This is a genomic window from Bradyrhizobium sp. I1.14.4 (genome assembly GCF_050435825.1).
Lineage (GTDB): Bacteria > Pseudomonadota > Alphaproteobacteria > Rhizobiales > Xanthobacteraceae > Bradyrhizobium.
Genome location: NZ_JBNDLA010000002.1, coordinates 394,370 through 420,531, shown reverse-complemented (window position 1 = coordinate 420,531; position 26,162 = coordinate 394,370). Strand labels below are relative to the sequence as shown.

The 26,162-nt window shown below is 64.7% G+C and carries 27 protein-coding genes and 1 pseudogene; 17 read left to right on the top strand and 11 right to left on the bottom strand.

Annotation, left to right across the window (positions count from 1 at the left end; translation table 11 throughout):
- Positions 1-62 precede the first annotated feature (62 nt).
- On the top strand, positions 63-371 hold the full coding sequence (locus tag ABIB78_RS05765; RefSeq protein WP_229184264.1) for a hypothetical protein: 309 nt from the start codon (positions 63-65) through the stop codon (positions 369-371).
- A gap of 81 nt (positions 372-452) precedes the next feature.
- Here ABIB78_RS05765 and ABIB78_RS05760 read toward each other — a convergent pair whose 3' ends face one another.
- Both ABIB78_RS05760 and ABIB78_RS05755 read right to left on the bottom strand, forming a co-directional pair.
- Positions 453-1,076: an N-acetyltransferase family protein gene (locus ABIB78_RS05760; RefSeq protein WP_429022454.1), complete on the bottom strand. Its 624-nt coding sequence runs from the start codon at positions 1,074-1,076 to the stop codon at positions 453-455.
- 139 nt (positions 1,077-1,215) lie between these two features.
- Complete coding sequence (locus ABIB78_RS05755; protein WP_429022452.1) at positions 1,216-1,614, bottom strand: PaaI family thioesterase; 399 nt, start codon at positions 1,612-1,614, stop codon at positions 1,216-1,218.
- A 183-nt stretch (positions 1,615-1,797) separates the two neighbouring features.
- On the opposite strand from ABIB78_RS05755, the gene ABIB78_RS05750 reads away from it, so the two are divergent.
- Entirely contained in the window at positions 1,798-2,583 is a 786-nt protein-coding gene (locus ABIB78_RS05750; protein ID WP_429022450.1) for a cobalamin-binding protein, read from the top strand.
- A gap of 194 nt (positions 2,584-2,777) precedes the next feature.
- On the opposite strand, the gene ABIB78_RS05745 is transcribed toward ABIB78_RS05750, so the two are convergent.
- Both ABIB78_RS05745 and ABIB78_RS05740 read right to left on the bottom strand, forming a co-directional pair.
- On the bottom strand, positions 2,778-4,055 hold the full coding sequence (locus tag ABIB78_RS05745; RefSeq protein ID WP_429022448.1) for an ArgE/DapE family deacylase: 1,278 nt from the start codon (positions 4,053-4,055) through the stop codon (positions 2,778-2,780).
- A 54-nt stretch (positions 4,056-4,109) separates the two neighbouring features.
- Positions 4,110-4,835, bottom strand: a complete 726-nt coding sequence (locus ABIB78_RS05740; protein ID WP_429022445.1) for a pyridoxamine 5'-phosphate oxidase family protein — start codon at positions 4,833-4,835, stop codon at positions 4,110-4,112.
- A 72-nt stretch (positions 4,836-4,907) separates the two neighbouring features.
- Here ABIB78_RS05740 and ABIB78_RS05735 point away from each other — a divergent pair, with 72 nt between their 5' ends.
- The 3 genes from ABIB78_RS05735 to ABIB78_RS05725 are packed head-to-tail and all read left to right on the top strand — an operon-like array spanning position 4,908 to position 6,863.
- Positions 4,908-6,407 (top strand): PLP-dependent aminotransferase family protein, encoded by a 1,500-nt coding sequence (locus ABIB78_RS05735; protein WP_429022443.1) that lies wholly within the window; start codon positions 4,908-4,910, stop codon positions 6,405-6,407.
- Positions 6,408-6,453: 46 nt separating this feature from the next.
- Complete coding sequence (locus ABIB78_RS05730; protein WP_168200253.1) at positions 6,454-6,606, top strand: hypothetical protein; 153 nt, start codon at positions 6,454-6,456, stop codon at positions 6,604-6,606.
- A gap of 11 nt (positions 6,607-6,617) precedes the next feature.
- On the top strand, positions 6,618-6,863 hold the full coding sequence (locus tag ABIB78_RS05725) for a DUF6719 family protein (RefSeq protein ID WP_429022440.1): 246 nt from the start codon (positions 6,618-6,620) through the stop codon (positions 6,861-6,863).
- A gap of 50 nt (positions 6,864-6,913) precedes the next feature.
- On the opposite strand, the gene ABIB78_RS05720 is transcribed toward ABIB78_RS05725, so the two are convergent.
- Together ABIB78_RS05720 and ABIB78_RS05715 are read right to left on the bottom strand one after the other, a co-directional pair.
- Positions 6,914-7,309, bottom strand: coding sequence for a hypothetical protein (locus ABIB78_RS05720; RefSeq protein WP_429022438.1), 396 nt, complete (start codon positions 7,307-7,309; stop codon positions 6,914-6,916).
- Positions 7,310-7,348: 39 nt separating this feature from the next.
- Positions 7,349-7,507, bottom strand: a complete 159-nt coding sequence (locus ABIB78_RS05715; protein ID WP_429022435.1) for a hypothetical protein — start codon at positions 7,505-7,507, stop codon at positions 7,349-7,351.
- 435 nt (positions 7,508-7,942) lie between these two features.
- Between ABIB78_RS05715 and ABIB78_RS05710 the strand changes: the two genes are divergently transcribed.
- The gene (locus ABIB78_RS05710) at positions 7,943-8,170 is read left to right on the top strand and encodes a hypothetical protein (protein WP_429022433.1); all 228 of its coding nucleotides are present in this window, start codon (positions 7,943-7,945) and stop codon (positions 8,168-8,170) included.
- A 43-nt stretch (positions 8,171-8,213) separates the two neighbouring features.
- On the opposite strand, the gene ABIB78_RS05705 is transcribed toward ABIB78_RS05710, so the two are convergent.
- A complete protein-coding gene (locus ABIB78_RS05705; RefSeq protein WP_429022431.1) occupies positions 8,214-8,771 on the bottom strand; it encodes a CreA family protein in 558 nt (185 codons plus the stop codon).
- 223 nt (positions 8,772-8,994) lie between these two features.
- On the opposite strand from ABIB78_RS05705, the gene ABIB78_RS05700 reads away from it, so the two are divergent.
- From ABIB78_RS05700 to ABIB78_RS05685, 4 genes are all read left to right on the top strand, one after another.
- Positions 8,995-10,758, top strand: coding sequence for a L,D-transpeptidase (locus tag ABIB78_RS05700; RefSeq protein ID WP_429022429.1), 1,764 nt, complete (start codon positions 8,995-8,997; stop codon positions 10,756-10,758).
- A gap of 82 nt (positions 10,759-10,840) precedes the next feature.
- Positions 10,841-11,410 (top strand): glutathione peroxidase, encoded by a 570-nt coding sequence (locus ABIB78_RS05695; protein WP_429022427.1) that lies wholly within the window; start codon positions 10,841-10,843, stop codon positions 11,408-11,410.
- A 179-nt stretch (positions 11,411-11,589) separates the two neighbouring features.
- Entirely contained in the window at positions 11,590-12,588 is a 999-nt protein-coding gene (locus tag ABIB78_RS05690; protein ID WP_429022425.1) for a polysaccharide deacetylase family protein, read from the top strand.
- Between the two features lie 83 nt (positions 12,589-12,671).
- Entirely contained in the window at positions 12,672-13,229 is a 558-nt protein-coding gene (locus ABIB78_RS05685; RefSeq protein ID WP_429022423.1) for a dihydrofolate reductase, read from the top strand.
- A 39-nt stretch (positions 13,230-13,268) separates the two neighbouring features.
- On the opposite strand, the gene ABIB78_RS05680 is transcribed toward ABIB78_RS05685, so the two are convergent.
- The gene (locus tag ABIB78_RS05680) at positions 13,269-13,721 is read right to left on the bottom strand and encodes a DoxX family protein (RefSeq protein WP_429022421.1); all 453 of its coding nucleotides are present in this window, start codon (positions 13,719-13,721) and stop codon (positions 13,269-13,271) included.
- 100 nt (positions 13,722-13,821) lie between these two features.
- Positions 13,822-16,131, bottom strand: a complete 2,310-nt coding sequence (locus ABIB78_RS05675) for an NADP-dependent malic enzyme (RefSeq protein WP_429022420.1) — start codon at positions 16,129-16,131, stop codon at positions 13,822-13,824.
- A 223-nt stretch (positions 16,132-16,354) separates the two neighbouring features.
- Between ABIB78_RS05675 and ABIB78_RS05670 the strand changes: the two genes are divergently transcribed.
- Complete coding sequence (locus ABIB78_RS05670) at positions 16,355-18,367, top strand: hypothetical protein (RefSeq protein ID WP_429022418.1); 2,013 nt, start codon at positions 16,355-16,357, stop codon at positions 18,365-18,367.
- Between the two features lie 186 nt (positions 18,368-18,553).
- Here the strand turns inward: ABIB78_RS05670 and aspS are convergent, their stop codons facing one another.
- Positions 18,554-20,329: an aspartate--tRNA ligase gene (gene aspS, locus ABIB78_RS05665; RefSeq protein WP_429022415.1), complete on the bottom strand. Its 1,776-nt coding sequence runs from the start codon at positions 20,327-20,329 to the stop codon at positions 18,554-18,556.
- 190 nt (positions 20,330-20,519) lie between these two features.
- Between aspS and ABIB78_RS05660 the strand changes: the two genes are divergently transcribed.
- Complete coding sequence (locus ABIB78_RS05660; RefSeq protein ID WP_429022413.1) at positions 20,520-21,992, top strand: protein adenylyltransferase SelO; 1,473 nt, start codon at positions 20,520-20,522, stop codon at positions 21,990-21,992.
- A gap of 7 nt (positions 21,993-21,999) precedes the next feature.
- Here the strand turns inward: ABIB78_RS05660 and ABIB78_RS05655 are convergent, their stop codons facing one another.
- Entirely contained in the window at positions 22,000-22,989 is a 990-nt protein-coding gene (locus ABIB78_RS05655) for a zinc-dependent alcohol dehydrogenase family protein (protein WP_429022411.1), read from the bottom strand.
- A 102-nt stretch (positions 22,990-23,091) separates the two neighbouring features.
- Between ABIB78_RS05655 and ABIB78_RS05650 the strand changes: the two genes are divergently transcribed.
- The 5 genes and pseudogenes from ABIB78_RS05650 (at position 23,092) to ABIB78_RS05630 (ending at position 26,160) form a co-directional block, all read left to right on the top strand.
- A complete protein-coding gene (locus ABIB78_RS05650; protein ID WP_429022410.1) occupies positions 23,092-23,991 on the top strand; it encodes a LysR family transcriptional regulator in 900 nt (299 codons plus the stop codon).
- A 123-nt stretch (positions 23,992-24,114) separates the two neighbouring features.
- Positions 24,115-24,318, top strand: a complete 204-nt coding sequence (locus ABIB78_RS05645) for a hypothetical protein (protein ID WP_429022408.1) — start codon at positions 24,115-24,117, stop codon at positions 24,316-24,318.
- 50 nt (positions 24,319-24,368) lie between these two features.
- Positions 24,369-24,845: pseudogene (locus ABIB78_RS05640) on the top strand (NuoB/complex I 20 kDa subunit family protein); the annotation flags it as partial.
- An 83-nt stretch (positions 24,846-24,928) separates the two neighbouring features.
- A complete protein-coding gene (locus ABIB78_RS05635) occupies positions 24,929-25,423 on the top strand; it encodes a ferritin-like domain-containing protein (RefSeq protein ID WP_429022406.1) in 495 nt (164 codons plus the stop codon).
- A 344-nt stretch (positions 25,424-25,767) separates the two neighbouring features.
- Complete coding sequence (locus ABIB78_RS05630) at positions 25,768-26,160, top strand: VOC family protein (protein ID WP_429022404.1); 393 nt, start codon at positions 25,768-25,770, stop codon at positions 26,158-26,160.
- Positions 26,161-26,162 lie beyond the last annotated feature (2 nt).

The following is a 26,162-nucleotide window of genomic DNA, read 5'->3' as shown; positions in this document are numbered from 1 at the left end:
TCATATTGCAATGCAACATTAAGGACCTTACGTATCTCCCGCGATTCAAAGATGAGGCGGCGATGAGCGGAGACTGGAACACCAAGTATGGCACCCGGCGCGTGCGGCATGATCCGCCGACGTTGGAGGAGGCAATCTTCGCCGCCATCGGGATCACCGACGACGTGGAGGCCCAGGCCGAGATCGCATCGTCCCTGATGGGGCTGCCCTATGAAGAGGTGCTGGCCGAGGTGAAGAAGACCGCGCGCGTCAGTGCCCGCACCGGCACGGCAACCCGCGTGATCGCGGGCGAACAAGGTGCGCAGCGCTCCGTAGTGGTCGAGCGCCGCGTGGTCCGCCGCTTCGCGACCGACAAGCGGACCGGTACCTAACAAGCAACATCCGTTGACTCAAAGAAAAAGGGCAATCCGCTGAGCGGATTGCCCTTTTTGCGTTTGATCCGAGATCTCGCCTCAGGCTGCCCGGCCCCAACCGGACATCTGCATCACCATTCGCCAATAGGCGCGGTTCATGTCGACGATAGCCCGTGCGGCCTCGACCGGTGTAACCGGTGCAGCAGCCGGCGCCGAGTCGGGCTGATGCTGCTCGGTCAGGTCGATGTTGCCGGTCGACTCACCGTGACGGAAGGTCAGTTGCGCACCGAACTTGGCGGCGAGCGCACGCATCGCGTCGTTCTGCGCACCGGTGGTGATGCGCAGGCTGCTGTAGCCCTTGGCATGCGCCTCGGCGATCAGCTTGCGAAACAGCGTGCTGCCGACGCCCTTGCGCCGCACCGACCGCTCCACGCTGAAGGCGATCTCGGGCTGCGCGTCCGGTGACTGCTCCGGCGGATGCAGTTCGGCCGCGCCGCGGACCACGCCATCCTCGAAATAGGCGATGATGATGGTGCCGTCGTTGGCGCAGCGCTCGGCATAGCGGCGGATGAAGCTGTCGTCGATGAAGCCATGAAAGCGATCATGACGGCTGGTACGATCCAGCCGTAGCAGATGGTCGCGCAGCAGAGGAAGCTCCTCCTGCTGGCTCAACGTCCGAACGGTGCCCTTGGCGGACGTCGGACGGATGGAATCACAGTTCATTTCATAACTCCTCTTGGTAGCCCTCGAGGAGGCGTCGAGTCCCTAGCACCCCTATATTGTGCATCGCACCATATAATTCAAGTACTGAGATTCATTTACATAAACAATGTTGTGATTGGTAAATCACATCATTGCCTCATCATAATACCAATTGCGTTTGCGTAACGACGGCGACTAACTTGCCGTCCTCGGTCTCCAGCCTGGTCTGCCAGACTTGGGTCCGCCGGCCCCGGTGAACTGGGGTTGCCGTCGCGATCACGGTCATCCCCTCCCTGGCGCCGCCGATGAAGTTGGTCTTGCTCTCCAGTGTCGTGGTGCCCTTGGCGTCCTCAGGCAGGTTGATCACAGTGGCGGCGGCGCCGACCGAGTCCGCAAGGGCCATCACCGCCCCGCCATGGATGGTGTGATGGAGGGTGCAGAGGTCCGGCCGCACCAGCATCTTCGCCACGACGCGATCCTGGCCAGCCTCGGTGAAGGTGACGCCCTTCAGTTCCGCGAACGGCATCTTCATCGACTGGATCTTTTCGAGCGGCGTCATGGGCACTCCCTGGCTTGTTCTTGCGGCGTCGGTCCGTGGGCAGAGCCCGCGCCTTCGGCCTCTTCGAGGTGGTGCCGGCATGATGGATTGCCTGACCGGGCCGGGCAATGACCTCCGAGGTAATGGTGCGGATGACGTCATGGTATCAGTGACAATCGCTCATCAGTCTGCATACCGTCCGCGATGCGCGACTTCCCTCCCCGCCGGATCGTCTGCCTGACCGAGGAGACGGTCGAAACGCTGTACCTGCTCGGCGAGCAGGACCGCATCGTCGGCGTCTCCGGCTATGCGGTGCGGCCGCCGCAGGTCCGCCGCGAGAAGCCGCGCGTGTCGGCCTTCATCTCCGCCGACATTCCAAAGATCCTGGCGCTCGAGCCCGACCTCGTGCTCGCCTTCTCCGACCTCCAGGCCGACATCGTCGCCGATCTCGTGCGTGCCGGCGTCGCCGTGCATGTCTTCAACCAGCGCAACGTCGCAGGCATCCTCGCCATGATCCGCAGCCTCGGTGCGATGGTCGGCGCCACCGGTCGCGCTGGGCAGCTCGCGCAAAGCCTCGAGCAACGGCTGGCCGCGATCGCGGCGACGCCGCGTCCGGCGCCGCGGCCAAAGGTCTATTTTGAGGAGTGGGACGATCCGCTGATCAGCGGCATCGGCTGGGTAGCCGAGTTGATCGAGATCGCCGGCGGCGCGGATGTGCTACCGCATCTGCGCGCTCACAAGGCCGCCAAGGATCGCATCGTCACGCCTGATGCCGTGCGCGAGACGATGCCTGACGTCATCCTGGCGTCCTGGTGCGGCAAGAAGGTCGTGCCCGACCGCATCCGCACGCGCGAGGGCTGGAGCGACATTCCGGCCGTGCGCAACGATCGCATCGTCGAGATCAAGTCAGCGATCATCCTGCAGCCCGGCCCCGCCGCACTGACCGACGGGCTCGATGCGATCGTGAAGGCGTTGTGGGCGGAGCGCTGAACCTTCCAACATCGTCCCGGCCTACGCCGGACCCATACTCCGCGGCGAATGTTGTGATCGGGACTCGTCGTCCCAGCGCTGCACATCAATCAAGATTGGGGGTTATGGTCCCGGCTCTCGCCGGGACGACACCGAATTTTGTTGCGCAATCACGCATAAGACTCTCATTGCAATGACACTGGGAGAGAGCGCCGCTACGCCTTCTCCACCCCGCACCATTCCGCGATGAACAGCGCGATGGCCTTGGTCGACTTCCGCAGCGTGTCCAGCTCGACATACTCGTTGAAGCCGTGCATCGCAGCGCCACTGGCGCCGAAGCAAAGGCTCGGGATGTCGTAGTTCAGGCCGTAGAAGCGCGTGTCGGTCAGCGCGGTGAAGGCGCGGTCTTCCACCGCCCCGCCATACACCGCCTGGTGCGCCCTGGCGAAGGCGGCTTCCGGCGCCTCGGAGTTCACCAGCTCGTAGCCTTCCGACAAAAAGCCCGACCACTCGACCTGCGGCGGGTTGTTGGAGAGGAAACGATGATCGCGCGCCGCAGCCGACACGCAGGCCGAAATCTCCTTTTGGCATTCGGCGATCGACCAGCCCGGCAGCACCGCGATTCGGCAGTCGACATCGCACCAGGCCGGCACGCTGGAGGCCCAGTCACCGCCCTTGATGATGCCCGGATTGAAATTGATCGGATGATTGACGTCCTTGAAATGACGGTCGGCCTTGGCGCGCTCGTTCCAGTCGATCTCGAGCTTCTCCAGCGCATGCACCAGATGATACGCCGCCATGATCGCGTTCGAGCCGGCACCGGCCTCGAACACATGCACCGGGAAGCCGCGCACCTTCAGGCGGAACCAGATCACGCCGACCTGTGAGCGGATCATCTTGCCGTTGGTCGGCTCCGGGATGAAGCAGGCATCGGCGCGATAGCCGCGCTGCAAGGTCGAGAGCGCGCCGACGCCGGTGCTCTCCTCCTCTATGACAGATTGGAAGTGAATCCGCGCCGTCGGCTTCAGGCCGGCCCTCTTGATCGCATCCAGCGCATAGAGCGCGGCAATCGTGCCGGACTTCATGTCGCAGGCGCCGCGGCCGTACATCCTGCCGTCCTTGATGACAGGCGAGAACGGCGGCGTTTCCCACATCTCGAGCGGGCCGGTCGGCACCACGTCGCAGTGCCCCTGCAGGATCAGCGATTTGCCGGCATTGGTGGCCGGACGGTAGGTGCCGACCACCGTGCGTGCCTTGGAGAAATCATGCTCGATCGGGCCGAAGCCGCGCAAATCCTTCAACTCGTCGAGATTGATGTGCCAATCGTCGACCTCGTAGCTGCGCTCGCGCAGAAGGTCGCCGATCATGTCCTGGCACGGCCCCTCGGCGCCGCGGGTCGAGGGGATCGCGACAAAGGCCTGCGTCGTCGCAAGCTGCGCATCGAATCCGTCGTCAACGGCAGCAAGGATTCGTTGTTGCGTCTCGGCAGTCATTCGGCGGCTCCATGGAGGACATCAGAAGGGCGGGAGCCGCAGCGTAACCTGATTTCATTCCGCGGGGTATTGCGCAAAATAGGCATCCCGCAATGCATCTTCGAGCAGCCGGCCTTCCGAATAGCCATGAAGTGTCGCAGGCCGCGTCACGCCGTCGAGCAACCGCGGACACGGCTCGGGCGCGCCGAGCACGGTGCGCACCGGGATGCGCTCGGCATAGATCGGCAACTCGTAATCCTCATCGTCGTCGGCGACGCCCTTGGCGCGCACCTTTGCCGAAGCCTCCTCGATCTCCATCGCGATGAACGAGGTCGCCTTGATCTCCTGCTTGCTGCTGGCGCGCAGGCCCGCGGTGCGCTCGGGGAAAAAGCGGTCGACCATCGCAACGACGGCGCGCTCCTTCTCAGCGGGATCGGTGACGAGATAGGCTGTGCCGAACGCCATCACCGCGCGATAGTCGGCCGAATGGTTGAAGCCGCAGCGGGCCAGCACCAGGCTGTCGAGATGGGCGACCGTCAGGCACACAAGCTGGCCCTCCGACTGGTTCTCCAGCATCCGGCTCGCGCTCGAGCCGTGCCAATAGAGTTTGGTGCCCTCGCGCCAGAAGAAGGTCGGCGTGCAATAAGGCTGGCCGTTGATCACGTAGGAGACGTGGCACAGCATCGAGGCGTCCAGGATCCTGTGCACGATGGCATGGTCATAGAAGCCGCAGTCGTGGCGGCGCTTGACCCGGTTACGGGATGACGTTGGGTAGGACGGAGTGGACGCGCCTTCGGTCACGGTGAACCTCGCGAAATCTGGAATCTGTCCAGAGTTGTAGCGGCCCATTTGGTCTGCGATAGTGCCAATTCGATGCGAAAAATTCCGACCAATTCGCGCAAGCCCGAGCTGCCGCTCGACCTCACCGGCCCGCACGTGACCCCGGGCGCGGCCTCGCAGCAACGGCTCTATCAGGCGCTGTGCCACACCATCGTCGGCGGTCTCGTCAAGCCGGGCGAGCCGCTGCCGCCGTCGCGCGCGCTGGCCAAACAGACCGGCTTCCGCCGCAACGCCGTCACCACGGCCTATGAGCGGCTGATCGCCGACGGCTTTGCGGTGGCGACAACGGGCTCCGGCACGTTCGTCGCCGCGCGCATTCCGGCCCAGGCCGGCGCGCCGCGACCTGCAAAGATCGAGATCGAGCCGCCCCAGCACAATGCGCTGTCGCTCGGCTGCACGCATATCGATGAGCGCGCGCTACAGCGCTTCCGCGCCTTTGCCGGCCGCAGGCTGCGCGCCTTCGGGTCCGAGCATCTGCATTACGGCGATCCCCGTGGCAGCAGCGAGTTGCGTGCTGCCATATCAGACCATTTGCTGTCGGCGCGCGGGCTGCGCTGTGACCCCGACCAGATCATGCTGGCGTCGGGCACACTGCATGCGCTGCGGATCGTGCTCGGCGCGATCCTCAAGCCTGGCGATCAGGTCTGGTGCGAGGATCCCGGCTATCCGGCGGCGCGGCGCGCGATCGAGCATTGCGGCTATCGCCCGGTGTCGGTGCCGGTCGACGCCTCAGGCATGCGCATCGACAAGGGACGCGCATCCGCGCAAAGAGCGCGCGCCGCCTATGTCACGCCGTCGCACCAGTTTCCGCTCGGCGTGCAGATGTCGATGCCGCGGCGGCTCGAGCTGCTCGACTGGGCCAGGGACGCCGGCGCCTTCGTGCTCGAGGACGATTACGACAGCGAGTTCCGCTACGACGGCGCGCCACTCTTGTCGCTCGCCGGCATCGATCATTTGCGCCGCGTGATCTACATGGGCACGTTCGCGAAGACGCTGTTTCCGGGATTGCGGATCGGCTACTGCGCCCTGCCCGAACCATTGATCGGTCCGGTGACGGCGGCGCGCGCCGCGCTCGATCGCTTTCCTGGCACGCTGATGGAAGGCGCGGTGGCCGACATGCTGAACTCCGGCGCCTTCGCCGCCAATCTGCGCAAGGCGCGAAAACTCTATCGCGAGGCGCGTGACATCCTGGCGTCGACGCTTTCCAACGCATCGGAGGGCGAGCTCACGGTTCCCGTGCCCTCACAGGGCCTGCATCTGGTCGCGCGGCTGGATCCCGCGACCGATCCCCTGATTGCCACGCAGGCCAAGGCGGCCGCGGCCGTCGGCGGCTGGCTGCTCGCCGAGACCTACCATCGCGCGCAGCCATTGCCGGGATTCGTGCTGGGATTTTCCGGTCATCCGGTTCCGCAACTTATCGCGTCGGCGGAACAACTGGCGAGGACAACGCTGACTGCGCTGCGCGCGACGCGCAAGGTATCTGTCAAGGCGTCCGCCAAGCCGCGGCGCCCTATGAGAATCGCGACCGCCTGATTAAGGTCGCCCGCGTTCAGTCAGCGTCAGCCTACGGAGATACCGGATGCCCGCCAATCGCAACGTCCTGTATCTTGTGATCGCCGCGCTGGTCGTGATCGCAGGCATGCTCGGCTACAACCTTTATCAGGCGAAGAAGCAGCCCGAAGGCCTGCAGATCAATGTCGGCCCCGACGGGCTCAAGATCCAGAACAAGTGAAGGAGGCTGCGATGCCGCGCATCGGATTCGTCGCGCTGACCAGCATCGTCGTACTTGGCGCGATGGCTCACTCGGCCGCCGCGGAGCAGGCTTTCATGCGCGAGGGTGATATCGTCGACCTTCGGGTCGGCCAGCGCGTCTTTGTCGATGACGGCTCGTGCCCGGCCGGGCAGATCAAGCAGATCGTTGGTTCCAAATTGAGTCAGAACGGCGTGGTGCGGACCCGCAGCTGCGTGCCGCGCCTCGCCAAAAAATAAAACGCCCCGCTCGCGCGAGGCGCTCCCTTCATCGCCATTTGACGCGCCGCTCAGTTCGAGATCGGCTCGAACATGCATTGCAGCGTCGGCTTGGCGATCCTGGTGAAGGTCGGGCCGATCTCGGCCTGCTTGGACGGCGGCACCCAATCGGTCTCGATAGTCGGCACGCCGTTCTCGCTGATACCGCGCAGCAACGCCTGGCGGAGATCGGGATCATCCACCGTCGCGGCGGCGTGGTCATGCAGGCAGCCGCACACGGCCTCGGGATGCGCCCAGCGGCCGAGCATATGCGGCGCGCATTGGCGCACGAATTCGTCGCGCGGTTCAGGTACCCGATAGAGCGACCGGATCTGCATCGACTCGAGTGGAAGTTGGGATTGGGCCTGCGCGGAACCCGCCAGGACGAGCGATGCCAACATCGCGGCGGAACAGATACGGAGCAACATGGGGAGCCTTTACCGGCAGTTCTGTTTTTCGCGTCGCGGTCAGTTGGCCTGCGCCATCACGATCGGGGCCGAGGTGACAACCGGCGAGCCGTTATAGGAGAAGGTGCCGATTCCGGGCAAACCGTTGTCCGGGGAACCTGCCATCGACGAACCGGCGATCACAAAAGCGAAGGCAAGGATCAGACTCATGGTCCGCATTTGACAGTCTCCGCTATTCCGGTCGGCGTCCGGCGCCGCTGTGTTGACGCTTTAATAACGATCTGCCGTTTCGGGAGTTCTGCGGAACAAGCTGAAAATGGTTTCGTCGGCCTGAGAATTGTTTCGTCAGCCGCGAGCCCACGAAACATTCGACGGAAAACACCAATGTTTTCAGTCACACCGCAGCGGTGGTGAGCGCGTTCAAGATTTCGCGCGCCGAGATCTGCCCGCCGGTTGCGGAGCGCCGGCGGATTTATGCGGGCAAATTGAGCGGGCTACGGCGCTTTCTTAACTTTCCTCTGCTGAGACAGGAAGCGGCACAGCAAGGCGGCCAAGGAGAGTCCCTGAACCGGGCGACGGTTCGGCCGACCCATCTGGGCGCGTGCAACCATCTCCGCGGTGGCACGTTGTCGTGATTCCCGAATCCAACGAAGGATGTCAGTCGTGGGCAATGGCAACATGGGCGTTGGCAATGAATCCGCGGCCAGCAAATCCGGCCAGCAGCAACAGATGACAGCCGCGATGCCGCAGCAGGGCGCCCATGTGATGGGCGACAATGAGTGCGCCCAGCAGAAGCTGGTCCGCCTCGTCGGCTGCCGCGACTCGAAAGCCCGTCCCGGCCTCGACATCCGCGCGAAGCAGTTCGGGCAAACCGAGCGCTAGCTCGTCTGCCGCTTCAGCCGAACGAGCCAAGCCCCTGCACCGGCTACTGAATGAACTCGCCGCACTTCTGCACGGCGGCATCGGCCGCGCCCCAGGGCATGATCGGCACCGACGACGTCGAGTTCTTCGGCGAGCCCTCGATCAGCTTGTCGGAATAAACCATGTAGACCAGCACGTTGCGCTTGGCGTCGCAGCCGCGCACGATCTGCATCTTCTTGAAGAACAGCGACCGCCGCTTGCTGAACATGTCGTCGCCCTGGCCCAGCTTGTCCTTGATGCGAATCGGCCCGATCTGCCGGCAAGCCAGCGAGATATCAGAGACTTCTTCGGCAAGCCCAAGCCAGCCCTTGAAGCCGCCCCTCTCCGGCACGGTGAAGTGACAGGCAACGCCCTCGACCTCGGGGTCGTCGACGCCGTAGGTCGCAAGCTTGTCGTTGGGGCTCACCCATTTGAATACGGTCGAGCGGCGAAAGATCAGGTCCGGCTCGTCGGCCGCGACCGCAGGGTTCGCCTGCCCCAAGGTCACCAACATCAGCACCGCCGCACACCCCCATCGAGACGCCTGTCGCAGGTCACACAAGCTCACATTTCTCGATGTCATTGAGGTCTCCGCGGGGTGGGTCCCGCCTATGTAGTGCGCAAACGCCGCACAGGAAGGCGCTGACAGTTCGGTGATCAGACCGGGCGCTTTAACCTCTTGTGAGGCTTTTTTGCTACTCTTTCGTCGAAAATACGCCCCGCACGGAAGGGTTGGATCGCTTGCGCTAGTGAACGCGTTCTGCGTCTGCGACAACCAAGGAATAGTTTGGACTGGGATTCGGAATATGCGCGCAAGCGGTCGTCGGATTTCGATTTTTGATTCTGCGAACGGGCAGTTCTGGCAGTTCGTAATTCTGACAGCGGCCGGCACCCTCGCCGCCTCCTCGCAGGCCGATGCAGCGCTCTTCTATTGGAATCGCGACTCCGCCTATTACGGCGGCTACGAGCCGATGCCGCTGCTACAGCCGCACCGGCAAAAGCCGAAGCGCAGCACCGCCAAGACGAATCCGGCAACCGAGAAGCAGGCCGGCGGCAAGCCGCAGGGTCCCCTGATCATCTCGGTCTCGATCGACCAGCAGCGGGTCAGCGTCTACGACGCCAACGGCCTCTACGCCCAGAGCCCGGTGTCGACAGGCATGAAGGGGCATTCGACCCCGATGGGTGTCTTCAGCGTCATCCAGAAGCAGAAGTACCACCAGTCCAACATCTATAGCGGCGCGCCGATGCCGTACATGCAGCGCATCACCTGGTCGGGCATCGCCATGCACGCCGGTGTGCTGCCCGGCTACCCGGCCTCCCACGGCTGCATCCGCATGCCGTTGTCGTTTGCGGTCAGGATGTACAACTGGACGCGGATGGGCGCCCGCGTGTTCGTTACGCCGGCCACGATCTCTCCGGAAAGCTTCTCGCACCCGATGCTGATGACGCAGAAGGTCGCGCCGCAGCAGCCGGTCGCCGACGACGTTCTGAAGATGGACGCGCCGCTCGGCGTGAAGAGCGACAAGGGCGCCGACAAGCCGCAGACCGGTCTCGATTTGCGCACCAGCGTCGGCCATGCTGCCCCCGCGTCGTTGCGTGACAACACCCACACCGCCGATGCCAGCGCTGCGATGCCGGCAGCTAGCGCGTCGGTGACGATGTCCGATGCGTCCTCCTCTGCCTCCTCTGCGCCGAGCGACGCCATTGCCGACCAGCTTGCAGCAGACAAGTCCGAGCCGACGAAGCCCGAGACCGCCGCCGCCGATAAGCCAGCCGAGACCAATTTTGCCACCGACGACAAGACGGTCGGCGAAACCACAGGCAGTACCGACACACCGAAGCCCGAGGTCTCCGCGAATGACCCGGTGAAGGCCGAAGCCAATGCCGATACACCCAAGACCGATACACCCAAGACCGATACAGCCAAGACCGATACAGCCAAGACCGATGCGGCCAAGGATAAAGCGAGCAAGGATGTAGCCAAGGCGGCGGACACGGCCAAGGCCGCTGACAAGGCCGCTGACAAGTCCGCCGAGGCGGCAACCGCGGCGGATGCCCCGGACGCCAAGAAGGACCCGGCGCGGCTGCCGGGCGTCGCCAAGATCGACGTGTCGAAGCGCGCCGGCCAGATCGCGGTGTTCATCAGCCGCAAGGATTCCAAGCTCTATGTGCGGCAGAACTTTGCACCGCTGTTCGAAGTGCCGGTGACGATCGAGGCCAGCGACCGGCCGCTCGGCACGCATGTGTTCACGGCGGAAGCCGACAAGACCGATACGAACCTGCTGCGCTGGTCGGTGGTGACGCTGCCGACCCGCAATGCCGCCCGCATCGAGGTGGAGGAGCGCGCCTCGCATCGTCGCAAGGTCGCGACCGCAGCGCCGGCCGAGGCCAAGCCGCAGCCGGCGACCAACACCCCGGAGGAAGCGCTCGACCGCATCTCCATTCCATCAGACGCGATGGCGCGGATCAACGAAGCGCTCGGCACCGGCGGATCGATCATCGTCTCGGACCTCAGCGTGAACCAGGGCGAGACCGGCGAAGGTACCGACTTCATCCTGCCGCTGCGCTAGGCCCGCCCATAACGCCTTCTTGAAAGCCTGCGCCTGCCCGCTGGATTATGATGTCGTGCACATCTGTTCCGGGAACGAGACCATGATGGATCGCAGGAAACTGATCGTGGCGGCCCTCGCCGCGGCCGCAGGATCCCGCGCGCTGCATGCAGAGCAGCCCGCGATGAGCCGGATCACGGCCTACGCCTTCTCATTCCCGGCACTCAGCGGCGGCGACATTCGCCTTGCCGACTATGCCAACCGTCCGCTGATGATCGTGAACACGGCGTCGCTTTGCGGCTTCACGCCGCAATATGCCGGCCTGCAGCAATTGTGGATCGAATTCCGCGATCGCGGCTTCGTCATCATCGGCGTGCCCTCCAACGATTTCGGCGGCCAGGAGCCCGGCGGCCCGGCCGAGATCGCCGAGACCGCGCAGCATCAATATGGCGTCACCTTCCCGATCGCAGCGAAAGCGGTCGTCCGAGGCGCGAGCGCGCATCCGTTTTACCGCTGGGCCGCCGAGGCACGGCCGAAGGACGTGCCGCGCTGGAACTTCCACAAATACCTGATCGGCCGCGACGGCTACATCGCCGACGTTTTCCCTGAACAGGTCGCGCCCGACGACACCCGCATCAAGACCGGAATCGCACGGGCATTGGCGGCAGCTTGAGAAGCGGCAATAATCCCGGAATCCCCGGAATTAACTGATCCAAACAGGATATTAGGCACGCGCCCGCCGCGTTCATTGCCTTGGCGACTCCACTCCAACTAGGGTACGATCGGTTGGGGGTGAAGCGGCCTGGTTGCGGCAATGCCGGCACCGGGAGCGCGATCAGCAGGGAACACGCCATGCGCATTGCGGCAGGTCTGATTTTCGCAGGGACCGTATCGTTGCTCGCCTCGAGCGCAGCTTGGTCGCAGACGCCGCCCGCCAAGGGCGCCGCCGCAGCGCCGACGGCCGCACCTGCGGCTGCAGCTCCAGCGCCTGCCGTCGCCGCGCCGGCTCCCGCCGCCGCGGCCGCCCCAGTGCCGCCGAAGCAACCGCCGCAGCCGGCGCGCGCCGCCTGCAACAATCCGAACGCGCTCGGCGTCAGCCGCACCGTCGAGATCGACACCACCGGTGGACCGGGGTTCGGCTTCGAGCATTTCAAGCAGCTCGACTTCCTGCGCGACCATGAGGTGGTGCTGACCTTCGACGACGGTCCGTGGCCGGGCAATACGCCCGCGGTGCTGAAGGCGCTGGCGGATGAATGCACCACGGGCATCTTCTTCCCGATCGGCAAGCACGCGACCTATCATCCCGAGATCCTGCGCCAGGTCTATGCCGCCGGCCACACCGTCGGCGCCCACACCTGGTCGCACGCCAATCTGAACAACAAGAAGCTGACCGAGGGCCAGAGGAAGGACGAGATCGAGCGCGGCTTTGCCGCGGTCAAGTGGGCGCTTGAGACATCACCCTCGCCGTTCTTCCGCTTCCCGGCGCTGCAACATCCGCCGGAAATGGTGACCTATCTCGGCACCCGCAACATCGCGATCTTCTCCTGCGACCTCGACTCCTTCGACTTCAAGTCGAAGAATTCGCAACAGGTGATCGACACCGTGATGAAGAAGCTCGGCAAGCTCGGCAAGGGCATCATCCTGATGCATGACTTCCAGAAGCACACCGCGGAAGCCCTGCCCACGCTGCTGACGCAGCTCAAGGCCGGCGGCTACAAGGTGGTCGCGATGCGCGCCAAATTCCCGGCGACCGTGCTGCCGCAATACGAGCAGGAGCTCGCCAAGGACGTCAAGCTGCCGACCGTGAGCTCACGGCCGGTGAACAGCGTCGTCACCACCGTCGATCAGTAAACGCACCGGCGACAATACTAGAGCGTTTTCGAGCGAATCGGATATCGGTTCGCGTGAAGAAAACGCATCAGAAGAAGACTCTTATGTCTGCGTTGCGTATCGAGGGTTTCGTCATCGTCTCCGCCGATGGCCGGTTGGCGAACGCGCGGAACGTGATGCCTGACGATCTCAAGATCGAGGGCGACAAGCGGTTCTTTAGCGCCGCCCTCGACCGTGCAGACCTCATCGTGCATGGCCGCCACTCCCAGGAAGAGCAGCCGAACGCGCCGAAGCGGCGGCGCCTCATCCTGACGGCCAAGGTCGCCGCCACCGCGCCCGACGCAGACAATCCGAAGGCGCTGCTGTGGAATCCCGCCGGCTGCCCGTTCGAGACGGCGAGCCGCGAGGCCGGCGTGACCTCAGGCATGGTCGCCATCATCGGCGGCCCCGGCGTGTTCGGCATGTTCATGGACCGCTACGACACGTTCTGGCTCTCGGTCGCTCCGAAGGTGCGCATCCCCGACGGCGAGCCCTGCTTTCCGGGCGTCCCTGCCCGCACCCCACAGCAGGTGCTCGCCGCGCACGACCTTCGCGCCGGCGTGCCGCAGCTGATCGACCCCGAGCAGGATGTCAGCGTCACGCCGTGGCGGCGGATCAGCTGAGATTGTAGGGCGGCTGACCCGGCTACGCTGCCGCCACGCTTACACGTCCCCGTAGGCCGGGTCGTCGCGGCGCGGGCCGCGGCCGTAGCCTGCGATGATGAACAGCGCGCCGATCAGCGACAGGTTCTTCAGCGCATCGATCAGGGTCTTGAGGTTGTCGGGCGCCGGCTGATTCCAGAAGTCATGGAAGTAGAAGGTGGCGAAGCACACGAAGATGATCAGCAGGATCGCGAAGAACCGCGCCAGCAGGTTCACCGCGATCATCAGCCCCGCGACGATCTCGAAGCCGCCGATCGCGATCGCGAGCAGCTGCATGAACGGCATGCCGACGAAGGTTTCGATCTGCTGCGTATAGGGCGCGACCACGGCCGGGATCGTCACCTTTGCCGTGAGCAAATCAGCCGTTGCCTGGATGCCGAACAGCTTGCTCGCTCCCGAATAGAGGAACAGCACGGCGAACAGAATGCGCCCGAAGGTGATGAACGCTGGCATGGGTCGGCCTCACTGGATGGCAGAAATCGGACGAAGCAGGCGGAGCGATTATGGCCGCCCCGCCTGCTTCGATCAAATCGAATCCGTCTGGCTTCCCTGCTCAGCCGAACAGCGTCGGCTGTGCGCGGCCGGCACGCTCCTGGGCCTCGACCGCGGCGACCGCGGTCATGTTGAGGATGCCGCGCGCCGTCACGCCGGGAGTGAGGATATGCGCCGGGCGCGCCGGACCGATCAGGATCGGGCCAACCGGCAGCGCATTCGCCAGCGATTTGATCATCTGGTAGGCGATGTTGGCGGCATCGAGATTCGGCATGATCAGGATGTTGGCCTCGCCTTCCAGGCGCGATTGCGGCAGCACCATCCGCCGTGCAGCGCCCGACAATGCGGTGTCGCCCTGCATTTCGCCGTCGGCCTCGATCTCCGGATGCTTGTCCTTCAAGAGCTGGGTGGCCCGCCGCATCTTGCGCGAGGAGTCCGTATCATAGCTGCCGAAGTCGGAATGTGACACGAAGGCGACCTTCGGCTTGAAGGCGAAGCGCTGGACGTGGATCGCCGCGAGCGACGCCACTTCGGCGAGTTCCTCCGCGCTCGGGTTTGGCCGCACCTGGGTGTCGGCGAGGAAATGGGCGCCCGTCGAGGTGATCATCAACGCCAGCGCGGCATAGTCGCTGACTCCCGGCAAAAAGCCGATGATCTCGCGGACGTGGCGCAGATGGCTCATGTAGCGGCCCTCGACGCCGCACAGCATCGCATCGGCCTCGCCGCGCGACACCGCGAGCGCCGCGATCACCGTGTTGTTGGTGCGCACCACGGTCCGCGCCGCCTCGGGCGTCACTCCGTGCCGGCCGGCGACGTCGATATAGGACTGCACATAGGAGCGGTAGCGCGGATCGTCCTCGGGATTGATCAGGTCGAAGTCGCGGCCGGCTTTGATCGACAGGCCGAAGCGCTTGATCCTGGTCTCGACCACCGATGGACGGCCAACCAGGATCGGCCGCGCCAGCTTCTCCTCGAGCACTACCTGCGTCGCGCGCAGCACCCGCTCATCCTCGCCCTCGGCGTAGATCACGCGCACCGGCTGGGTCTTCGCCTTGGCAAACACCGGCTTCATGGTGAGGCCGGAGCGGAACGCAAAGCGTTCGAGGTTGGCGGCGTATTCGTCGAAATTGGTGATCGGCCGGGTCGCCACGCCCGACTCGATCGCGGCCTTGGCCACGGCCGGCGCGATGCGCAGGATCAGGCGCGGATCGAACGGGCTCGGGATCAGCGAGCCCGGGCCGAACCCCTGGGTCTCGCCGGCCTCCAAACCATGGGCCACCGCATCCGACGGCGGGTCGCGCGCCAGCTGCGCGATCGCATCCACCGCGGCATGCTTCATCGCCTCGTTGATCGCGGTGGCGCCGACGTCGAGCGCGCCGCGGAAAATGAAGGGAAAGCACAACACGTTGTTGACCTGGTTCGGATAGTCCGACCGGCCGGTGCAGATCATCGCGTCGGGACGCGCCAGGCGCGCCTCTTCCGGCATGATCTCCGGCACCGGATTGGCAAGCGCCATCACCAGCGGCTTGTCGGCCATCTGCTTGACCATTTCAGGCTTCAGCACGCCCGGCGCCGACAGCCCGATGAAGATGTCCGCGCCCGGAATGACGTCGGCGAGCACGCGTGCGTCGGTCTTCTGGGTATAGACCGCCTTCCAGCGATCCATCGTGGTGTTGCGGCCGTCATAGACGACACCGTCGATATCGCAGACCCAGATGTTCTTGCGCTGCGCCCCCATCGAGACCAGCAGATTGAGGGTCGCGATCGCGGCGGCGCCTGCGCCGGAGCAAACGATCTTCACCTCGGGCAGCGTCTTGCCGTTCAACTGCAGCCCGTTCACGATCGCAGCCGCGACGATGATGGCGGTGCCATGCTGGTCGTCGTGGAACACCGGGATCTTCATGCGTTCCTTGAGCTGCGTCTCGATCTCGAAACACTCCGGCCCGCGGATGTCCTCCAGATTGATGCCGCCGAAGGTCGGCTCCAGCGCGGCGACGGTCTCGACCACGCGCTCGATCGTATTGGCATTGATCTCGATGTCGAACACGTCGATGCCGGCGAATTTCTTGAACAGCACCGCCTTGCCTTCCATGACGGGCTTGGAGGCCAGCGGACCGATATTGCCGAGACCGAGCACCGCGGTCCCGTTCGAGACCACGGCGACCAGATTGGCGCGGGCGGTGAGCGAAGCCGCCTCGGCCGGGTTCTTGGCGATCTCGGTGCACGCGGCGGCGACGCCCGGCGAATAGGCCAGCGCCAGGTCGCGCTGGTTGGCGAGCGGCTTGATTGCCTGGATCTCGAGCTTGCCGGGCCGCGGCAGCCGGTGATAGGCGAGCGCTGCGTTATGGAGTTCTTCAGACGATGACGACATGCGTGCTCCCCGCGTTTCCGGCCCAAATTTCTTGTTTCTGTGCTAATCCAGGCGAATGTCATTTGTCCGGTAAATCGAGCTGGATGTGAAGCATGTCCAGCCGCTTGGATGCAACATCCGATAACGTCCCCGTCAACAGGCCCGGGCGGGCCCGTCGAGCGATGCGGCGCCTTCCGACCGCGGATTGGCAATTTTATTCCCTTCATGATCCGGAGTTGACCGAATGAAGAAAATTCTGCTCGGCCTGATCGCCGTCGTCGTCATCGCGGCCGCCGGCTTCTTCGGGTTCGACTTCTACGCCCAGCGCCGGGTCATGCGCGACGTCGAGGCCGCCTTCGAGCAGATCCGTGCCTCCGGCGCCAAGGCGAGCCACGGCAAGGTCGCCTTCGACGTCAAGAGCCGCACACTGACGATTTCGGACGTTGCCGCCGAGTCGGCGACACAGCCCCCGGTCAGCATCAAGATTGCCAGCCTCACGGCGTCGGGCCTCGGTCAACCGGACGCAGCGCGGGTCTCCGCCGATAATGTCGAGTTCAACGATGTCGAGGTCGGCGTCGCGGGACCGACCCCGACGATCGCCTCCCTCACCTACAAGGCGCCGCGGGTCACGATGAAGGACTATTCCGGTCCCGCCGGCCTGCCTCAGCTTCCGGCCTCGTCGTCGATCTTCGAGCTGTACCGGTTTGCATTCGGGCAGCTTGCGCGCATCAACGCGTCATCGGTGACCGCGGCCACATTGACCGGAACGATGGCTTTCAGCGCCGCCGCACATGCCGGTGACGGCGCGGGCGGTGCGTTCGACTACTCGGGCCTTGCCATCGAAAAAATCAAGGACGGAAAGATCGCGTCCAGCAAGACCGACAAGGTTGCGTTCACGATCAACTCGCAGGCGTCAGGCAAGCCGGTCAAGATGACCGGTGACCTCGCCAATATCGCCGCGACCGATATCGACGTCGGTGCGATGGCGGCGATGTTCGATCCGGCCAAGGCCAACGACGACCGGGAGTATCGGATTCAGGGACACGTTTCGGTCGGCCCCTATGTTGTCACCGTGACGCCTGATGCCATCACCGCCACGCCTGGCCTGAACATGCGGATCGAGGGCGTGACCGTCGACGACACCAGAATCAACCCGTCACGGATGCAACTGCCGACACTAATGGCGATGATCCCGCCACAAGGGAGCCCGCCGCCGTCTCCCGCCCAGGCGCGCGAACTGCTGGAGAAAGTCGCCGGCCTCTACTCGGGTGTCGGCATCGGAAATGCCGAGTTGCATGGGCTCTCGGTCGAGACGCCGAAAGGCCCGCTAAAGCTTGCCTCGATGCGGTTCAACTTCGAACACGGCAAGATCGGCGAGCTTGCTGTCGAGGGCCTTGATGCCCGTGCGCCGAACGGCCCGTTCAAGGTCGGACGTTTCGCGCTGAAGTCGCTCGATGTCGCCAGCTTCATCCGGCTCTCGGCGCAGTTCGCCGCGCAGAAGCCCTCGCCTGAACAGGCGCTGGCGCTGTTGCCGATGATCGAGGGCGTCGAGGTCAGGAGTGTCACCTCGCCCTACAAAGCCACCGGCAAGCCGGTCAACATCGATGTGTTCAGCCTCGACTGGGGTCAGTTCGTCGGATCGATCCCGAGCAAGCTGCGGCTGGTCGCGAAGATGGCAGCGCCGCTGGATGCCACCGATCCGCGGCAGCAGCCGCTGATCGCAGCCGGGATCGACCGGATGGCGGTCGACGCCGATCTCGGCGCTGTCTGGACCGAGGCATCTCGCTCGTTCGCGCTCGAGCCGGTCAAGCTCAACATGGCGGGCCTCCTGAATGCGTCGGCGAAGGTCGCGCTCGCCAACGTGCCGCGCGAGGCATTTTCGGCCAGTGCCGCGGAAGCAATGGGCGCGGCTGCGCAGATCGAGGCCGGCACGATCGAGCTTACCGTCCACGACCTCGGCGTCATCGACCTCGCGGTCGCCCAATACGCGCGCACCCGGAACGTCGGCCGCGACGATGCGCGCAACGCCGTCCTCAACAGCATCAAGGCGCAAAGCGAAGCGATCGGTGGCGCCAATCCCGATGCCACCGCCCTCATCACCGCGATCAGGCAGTTCATCGAGACGCCGGGGCAGACGCTGGTCGTCAAGCTGACGCCGCGCGCGAAAGCGCCGGCGCTTCAGCTGATGCAACTGCTCAAGACCGATCCGCAATCGGCGCTGGCGCAATTCCGGATCGAGGCCTCGACGGGGCTGTGATTGTTGATTTCCCTCTCCCCGTTCTTACGGAGTCGAGACGAGCGAAGCTCGCTCTTAGAGCGTCAGGGTGAGGGGTTACCTCCGCAAATTCCGCGGCTGAGTATGCGCGGAGAGAGAGGCCCCTCACCCGGATTGCTCCGCAATCCGACCTCTCCCCGTAAGAACGGGGCGAGGTAACTTCAAAGGCTAGCTCTTGGCCGGCAGGTTGGTGCGGATGTGCAGCTCCTTGAGCTGCTTCGGGGTTGCTTCCGACGGCGCGCCCATCAGCAGGTCCATGGCCTGCTGGTTCATCGGGAACAGCGAGATCTCGCGCAGATTGTTGGTGCCGCACAACAGCATCACGATGCGGTCGAGGCCGGCCGCCATGCCACCATGCGGCGGTGCGCCGTACTGGAACGCACGGTACATGCCGCCGAAGCGGTCGATGACCTCCTGCTCGCCATAGCCCGCGATCTCGAACGCCTTCACCATCGCTTCCGGCTTGTGGTTACGGATGCCGCCGGAGGCGATCTCGTAGCCGTTGCAGGCGATGTCGTACTGGAACGCCTTGATGGTCAGCGGATCCTGCGTCTTGAGCGCGTCGAGACCGCCTTGCGGCATCGAGAACGGGTTGTGCGAGAAGTCGACCTTCTTGTTCTCCTCGTCATACTCGTACATCGGGAAGTCGACGATCCAGGCGAGCTCGAACCGGTCCTTGTCGATCAGGTTCAGCTCCTCGCCGAGCTTGGTGCGCGCAAGGCCGGCGAACTTCCAGAACTTCTCCGGATCGCCGGCGACGAAGAACGCCGCGTCGCCTTCCTTCAGGCCGAGTTGGTCGCGGATCGCAGCGGTGCGCTCGGGGCCGATGTTGTTGGCAAGCGGACCCGCGCCCTCGCCGCCCTCGCGCCACATGATGTAGCCGAGGCCCGGCTGGCCCTCACCCTGCGCCCACGCGTTCATGCGGTCGCAGAACGCGCGGCTGCCGCCGCCGGTGCCCGGGATCGCCCAGACCTGGTTCTTCGGGTCCTCCAGCATGCGCGCGAACACCTTGAAGCCGGAGCCGCGGAAATGCTCGGAGACTTCCTGCATCACGATCTTGTTGCGCAAATCGGGCTTGTCGGAGCCGTATTTGCGCACGGCCTCGGCAAACGGGATCCGCGGCCAGTTCCTGGTCACCGGCTTGCCCTTGGCAAAATCCTCGAACACGCCCGTGATGACAGGCTCCATCGCCGCGAACACGTCGTCCTGTTCTACAAAGCTCATCTCGACGTCGAGCTGATAGAACTCGCCCGGCAGTCGGTCGGCGCGCGGGTCCTCGTCACGGAAGCACGGCGCGATCTGGAAGTAGCGGTCGAAGCCCGACATCATCAGGAGCTGCTTGTACTGCTGCGGCGCCTGCGGCAGCGCGTAGAACTTGCCGGGATGGATCCGCGACGGCACCAGGAAGTCGCGCGCGCCTTCCGGTGAGGACGCCGTCAGGATCGGGGTCTGGAATTCGAAGAAGCCCTGCTCCTTCATCCGCTTGCGCATGGAATCGACCACCGCGCCACGGGTCATGATGTTCTGGTGCAGCTTCTCGCGACGCAGGTCGAGGAAGCGGTATTTGAGCCTGATGTCCTCGGGATATTCCTGCTCGCCGAACACCGGCAGCGGCAGCTCGGCTGCCGGGCCAAGCACCTCGATCTCCTTGATGTAGATCTCGATCAGGCCGGTCGGCAGTTCCGGATTGTCGGTGCCTGCGGGACGGCGGCGCACCTTGCCGTCGATGCGGACCACCCATTCGGAGCGGAACTTCTCGACCTCGGCGAACGCCGGCGAGTCCGGATCGGCCACGCACTGGGTGATGCCGTAGTGGTCGCGCAGATCGACGAACAGCACGCCGCCATGGTCGCGGACACGGTGGACCCAGCCTGACAGCCTGGCCGTCTGGTCGATATCGCTCTCTCGGAGCGCGCCGCATGTGTGTGACCGGTAGCGATGCATATTCGTTCCAAAAACTGCTGTCGGAGGAGAATCGGCAGCCAAACGGCTTGACCGAAGTTGCCGAGGGTTTACCCGACGAGACCGGGGGCGGCAACCAAGGGAACGGCCGGTTTTGCCCCGAAACCGCACATTTTACGGCTGCTCGCTGTCAATCGTTTGCCTATTCGGCCCGCAGGCCTATCTTCCGCACATGACCATCCATTTCCCGTTCCAGAACACCTATTCGGCGCTGCCGGCGAACTTTTTCGCCCGCGTCGCGCCGACCCCGGTGGCCGCCCCCCGGCTGATCAAGCTGAACCGGGCGCTCGCGGTCCAGCTTGGGCTGGACCCGGACCTGCTCTCGACGCCCGAGGGGGCCGAAATCCTCGCCGGCAAGCGCTTGCCTGACGGTGCGGACCCGATCGCGATGGCCTATGCCGGCCACCAGTTCGGGCAATTTGTTCCCCAGCTCGGCGACGGCCGCGCCATCCTGCTCGGCGAGGTCATCGACCAAGACGGCCTCCGCCGCGACATCCAGCTTAAGGGATCCGGCCCCACCCCGTTTTCCCGCCGCGGCGACGGCCGCGCCGCGCTGGGCCCGGTGCTACGCGAATACATCGTCAGCGAGGCGATGTTCGCGCTTGGCATTCCGACCACCCGGTCGCTCGCCGCTGTCGTCACCGGCGAGCCCGTGATGCGCGAGACCGCGCTGCCGGGCGCGGTGCTGACCCGGGTCGCCGCGAGCCATATCCGCGTTGGCACCTTCCAGTTCTTCGCCGCCCGCGGCGATACCGACGGCGTGCGCGCGCTCGCCGATCATGTCATCGCCAGGCACTATCCCGAGCTGAAGGATGCAGCCCAGCCCTATCACGCGCTGCTCGCCGGCGTCGTGGCGCGGCAGGCGGCGCTGGTCGCGCGCTGGCTCCTCGTCGGCTTCATCCACGGCGTGATGAACACCGACAATACATCGATCTCGGGCGAGACCATCGACTACGGTCCCTGCGCCTTCCTCGACGCCTACGATCCGGCGCAGGTGTTTTCCTCGATCGACGAGATGGGCCGCTACGCCTATGCCAACCAGCCGCGCATCGCGCTGTGGAATCTGACGCGGCTCGCCGAGTGCCTGCTGCCGCTGTTCGACAGCGAGCAGGAAAAGGCCATCGAGCAGGCGCAGACGATCCTCGGCGAATTCCCGCAGGAATTCACCGCGGCCTATCAGGCCGGGCTGCGCGCCAAGGTCGGCTTGTTCACCGCGCGCGACGGCGACGACGCGCTGATCCAGGATCTGCTCGATGTGATGGCCAAGAACGCGGCCGACTTCACGCTGACCTTCCGCCATCTCGGCGAAGCCGCAAGCGATGATGCCGCCGACGTCCGCGCGCAGTTCACTGATCCCGCAGCCTTCGATGAATGGGTTACCCGCTGGCGGGCCCGCCTTGCGCTGGAGCCACAGAGTGGGGTCGAGCGCAAGGCCGCGATGGGTGCTGTCAATCCAGCCTTCGTCCCGCGTAATCATCGGATCGAGGCGGTGATCCAGGCCGCCGTCAACAACGATGACTACGCGCCGTTCGAGGAACTGCTGAGCGCGCTGGCAAAGCCCTATGAGGACCAGCCGCAGTTCGCGGCCTACGCCGATCCGCCGCTGCCCGAGCAGCGGGTGACGCAGACGTTCTGCGGGACGTGAAATGCTCTCACACCGTCACCACGATCTTGCCGAACTGCGCATTCGACTCCAGGAAGCGGTGCGCCTCAACGATCTGCTCGAATGGAAAAATCCTGGCGATGATCGGCTTCAGTGCGCCGTCCGCAAGCCCGTCGAGGATAAACGCCTTCGCGGCGGCGAGCCGCGCCGGGTCGCGCACGATCTCGTGCACGAGGTAACCGCGCAGGGTCAGGCTCTTGCCGAGCACGCTGGGCAGCGGAAACGGCGTCGGTTCGGGACTGAGCCCGCCATATTCGATCAGGATGCCACCCGACGCCATCGCCGCCGTCAATGGCGAGAAGGCGGGGCCGCCGACCGCATCGAACACGACGCGCACGCCGTTCGGTCCCGCGATCTGCTCCAGCCTTGATTGCAGGTCTTGCTCTGCGGATGCGATCACGTGGACAGCGCCGGCCTCACGCAGCGCCTGCGCCTTGGCTGATGTCCGCGTCACCGCGATCGGGAGCGCGCCCACGCGATTGGCGATCTGGATCGCCGCCAGCCCGACGCTGCTCGACGCAGCCGTGATGACGACGAACTCCCCTCGTCTGAGCCTTGCAATATCGACCAGCGCACCGAACGCGGTGAGATACTGCATCCAGACCGCGGCGGCGGATTCAAAGCCAAGTTCGGGCGGATGCTTGACGATGATCTCGGCCGGAAAGGTCGCAAGATCGGCATGGGCCGGCCACCTCACCATCGAGATCGGCGGCACGATGCTGACCATATCTCCGGGCGCAACTCCATCGACGCCCTCGCCGATCGCCTCAACGATCCCGGCAGCCTCCAGCCCGAGGCCGGACGGCAACGTCGCGGTCTCGATATAAATCCCCCTTCGCAGCGAGGCCTCGGCGCGGTTTAGCCCGAGCGCCTTGACCCGGATCTGGACCTCGCCGCGCGCCGGCGGCGCGATCGCCATCTCCTCGATGCGCAGTACCTCGGGACCACCATGCCGGTGAAAGCGGACGACGCGGGCCATTGGGCTCACTCCAAAGCAATTGAATGGAATGATGCTATGCCCCGCGGCATTCAGCGGATAAATCACCTTGCAGCTTCGACAATCGAAACCAGGGGTTTCCAATTGGACCGCCTCACCAGCATGGCCGTCTTCGTCAGGGCGGTCGATCTCGGCTCGTTCGCGGCCGCCGCCGATGCACTCGAAATGTCCGCCCCGATGGTCGGCAAGCATGTGCGCTTTCTGGAGGAGCGGCTCGGCGTCCGCCTGCTCCACCGCACAACGCGGCGACAGAGCCTGACCGATTCCGGGCAAGCCTATTACGAGCGCTGCCGCATTGTGCTCTCCGAGGCCGAGGCCGCCGACGCGCTCGCCTCCGATCAATCGTCGGAGCCACGCGGACGGCTGCGGGTGACGATGCCCGCGCTGTTGGGGCGGCACTGCATCGTCCCCGTGCTGCTGAGGCTCGCGCAGAAACATCCCGCGCTCGAGCTCGATCTTTCGTTCGGCGATCCGATCGCCGATCTGATCGAGGGCGGCTACGACCTTGCGATCAGGACCGGCTATCTCGCCGAGCAGTCCGGCGTGATCGCGCGGCGCATCGCGCGCCAGTACATGGTGGTGTGCGGCTCGCGCGCGTATCTGAAGGCCCACGGCAAGCCGCGCGGGCTCGACGAGCTCGGCCAGCATCAGGCGATCATCTATCGCCGCTCCGGGCGCGTGCGCCCGTGGCTGTTTCCGCACGATGGTGTCCAGCCGCGCGAGATCTGGCCGGTTGGGCGGCTCAGACTCGACGATCTCGAGGCGATCGCCGATGCCGCGGCAAAGGGCATGGGGTTGGCGTGGCTGCCATCCTGGCTGGTGCGCGAACGCCTCGAAAACGGCACGCTAGTCCATGTCCTCGGCAACGAAGGGGAATTTCCCTACGATTGCCACGCGCTGTGGCTCCCGACACCGCGATTGCCGCTCAAGGTCCGGCTCGCGGTGGACGCGCTGGTAGCGGCCCTGCCGAAGCTCGTGACCTAGCGCCATCTCCCGGATTTGTTAGCAACGATTTCTCGCGCTCATCGTTGGCCGGGCAGCGTGGAACGTGCGGCCTGGTCCGATTCGGGTTCCGTTCCGCGGAGATGCAGATGATGGAGTGCCAGCATGAACCGGCGCGATGAGGAGCTGAAAACCGCGATCAAGCGCAGCAATCCGAACGGCGTCGAGCCGCCCTTGTCCGAGGACGATCTTCAACGACAACAACTCGGGCCGCGCGGCGTGCCGGGACAGCCGGATCCGGCCAAGATGACGCCGCAGCGTGCGAAGAAGACGCCGATCGATTCCGGTTCCGGCGGCCACACCGCGTAACGCACGGAGGAACCGCGATGGCGTTGGCAGAATCCCAAACCTGGTTCGAGGACCGTCGTCACGAACTCGGCGACCGCGCCTATTTCGTTGCCCCGCTCGACGATCTCGTGACCTGGGCGCGATCGGGATCGATGATGTGGATGACGTTCGGGCTCGCCTTCTGCGCGATCGAGCAGATGCAGGTGTCGATGCCGCGTTATGACGTGGAACGCTTCGGCGCCGCACCGCGGGCCTCGCCGCGGCAGTCGGACGTCATGATCGTCTCGGGAACGCTCTGCAACAAGATGGCTCCCGCCCTGCGTAAGGTCTACGACCAGATGCCGGAACCGCGTTACGTCATCTCGATGGGGTCCTGCGCAAATGGCGGCGGCTATTATCATTACTCCTACTCGGTCGTGCGCGGCTGCGACCGTATCGTGCCCGTCGACGTCTATGTCCCGGGCTGCCCGCCGACCGCGGAGGCGCTGCTGTACGGCATTCTGCTGCTGCAAAAGAAGATCCGCCGCACCGGCACGATCGAACGATAGATCGATCCGGCTGAGGGCGCTTTGAACGGGCGCTGCGCGCCGGCACAAGCGAGACAAGCAAGCGAGAGAGGAAGGGCTTCAACATGAAGATAACCAGCTTCAAGGATATGTATGTCTCCGAGCTTCAGGAACTTTGCAGCGTCGAGGACCAGCTCGCCGTGGCGCTGGCACGGATGGCGGAGATCGCCTCGCATCCGTCGCTGAAGGATGCGTTCAACCGCCATCACCGCGAAACCATCGTGCAGGGCGAGCGGTTGAAATCGCTGCTGCGCATGCATGGCGCCGATCCGCTGGAGCATATTGACCAGGCCATGCAGGCGTTGATTCACGAGACCGCCAAGATGGTTTCGCTGCTGCCCGACGACAATCTTCGCGATGCCGGCCTCGTCGCATCGGCGCAGAAGCTCGAGCACTACGAGATCGCGGCCTATGGCAGCGCGGCCGCGCTTGCCGGCCAGCTCGATCTGCGCGACGACCAGCGACTGCTGCACGACGGTCTCGAGGAAGAACGGCACGCCGACACGCTGCTGACGGCGATCGCCAAGGGTGAGATCAACCAGGATGCTCTTGCCGCGTAGTAGCCCCGGCCCAGTCCGCCTGATGTGAGCGTTAACTCACCTTGCACCATGCCGGGAGGCCGGCGGCGGTAACCATAAGGCTTAACAGCGCGTCAACGCTCCCCCAACAAGTCTAACTGTTTCTGATGGGGGAGAATGACCCGTGGACGCATTTGCATTTGAATTTATGGGACTGGCGATGATCGCGCTGTGTCTCGTCGTGCTGGCGATGCCTGCGGCGCGCCGGCCGTCGAAGAAGATGGGCTACGAGTGACGCGCCCGACGCGGCGGGAGGGCCGCGTGCATTGGTGTGTGATAGACAGGTGCTCCGCTCGGGCCGTCGTCGTCAATCGAGGAGATCGTTCATGTTGGACCACGTCTCCATCACCGTCTCCAACATACGCGCTGCGGAGCCCTTTTACGACGCCGTGATGGCCGCGCTCGCCGTCACCAAGATGAGCAGCGGTGACACGTGGATCAGCTACGGCGAGCGCTGTGACGCCGATCATCCAGACCTGACCTATTTGCTGATACGCCCTGGACCGATGCCTGAAGAAGCCTACGGGCGGCATTGGTGCTTCAAGGCGCAACTCCGGGAGCAGGTTGACGCTTTCTGGCGTGCCGGGCTTTCGGCAGGAGGATCGGACGACGGCGCGCCGGGTCTGCGTTCCGAATATCATCCCCACTACTACGGGGCCTTTCTGCGTGACCCCGACGGCAACCGTATCGAAGCCGTCTGCCATCGGCGCTTCGCGTAAAG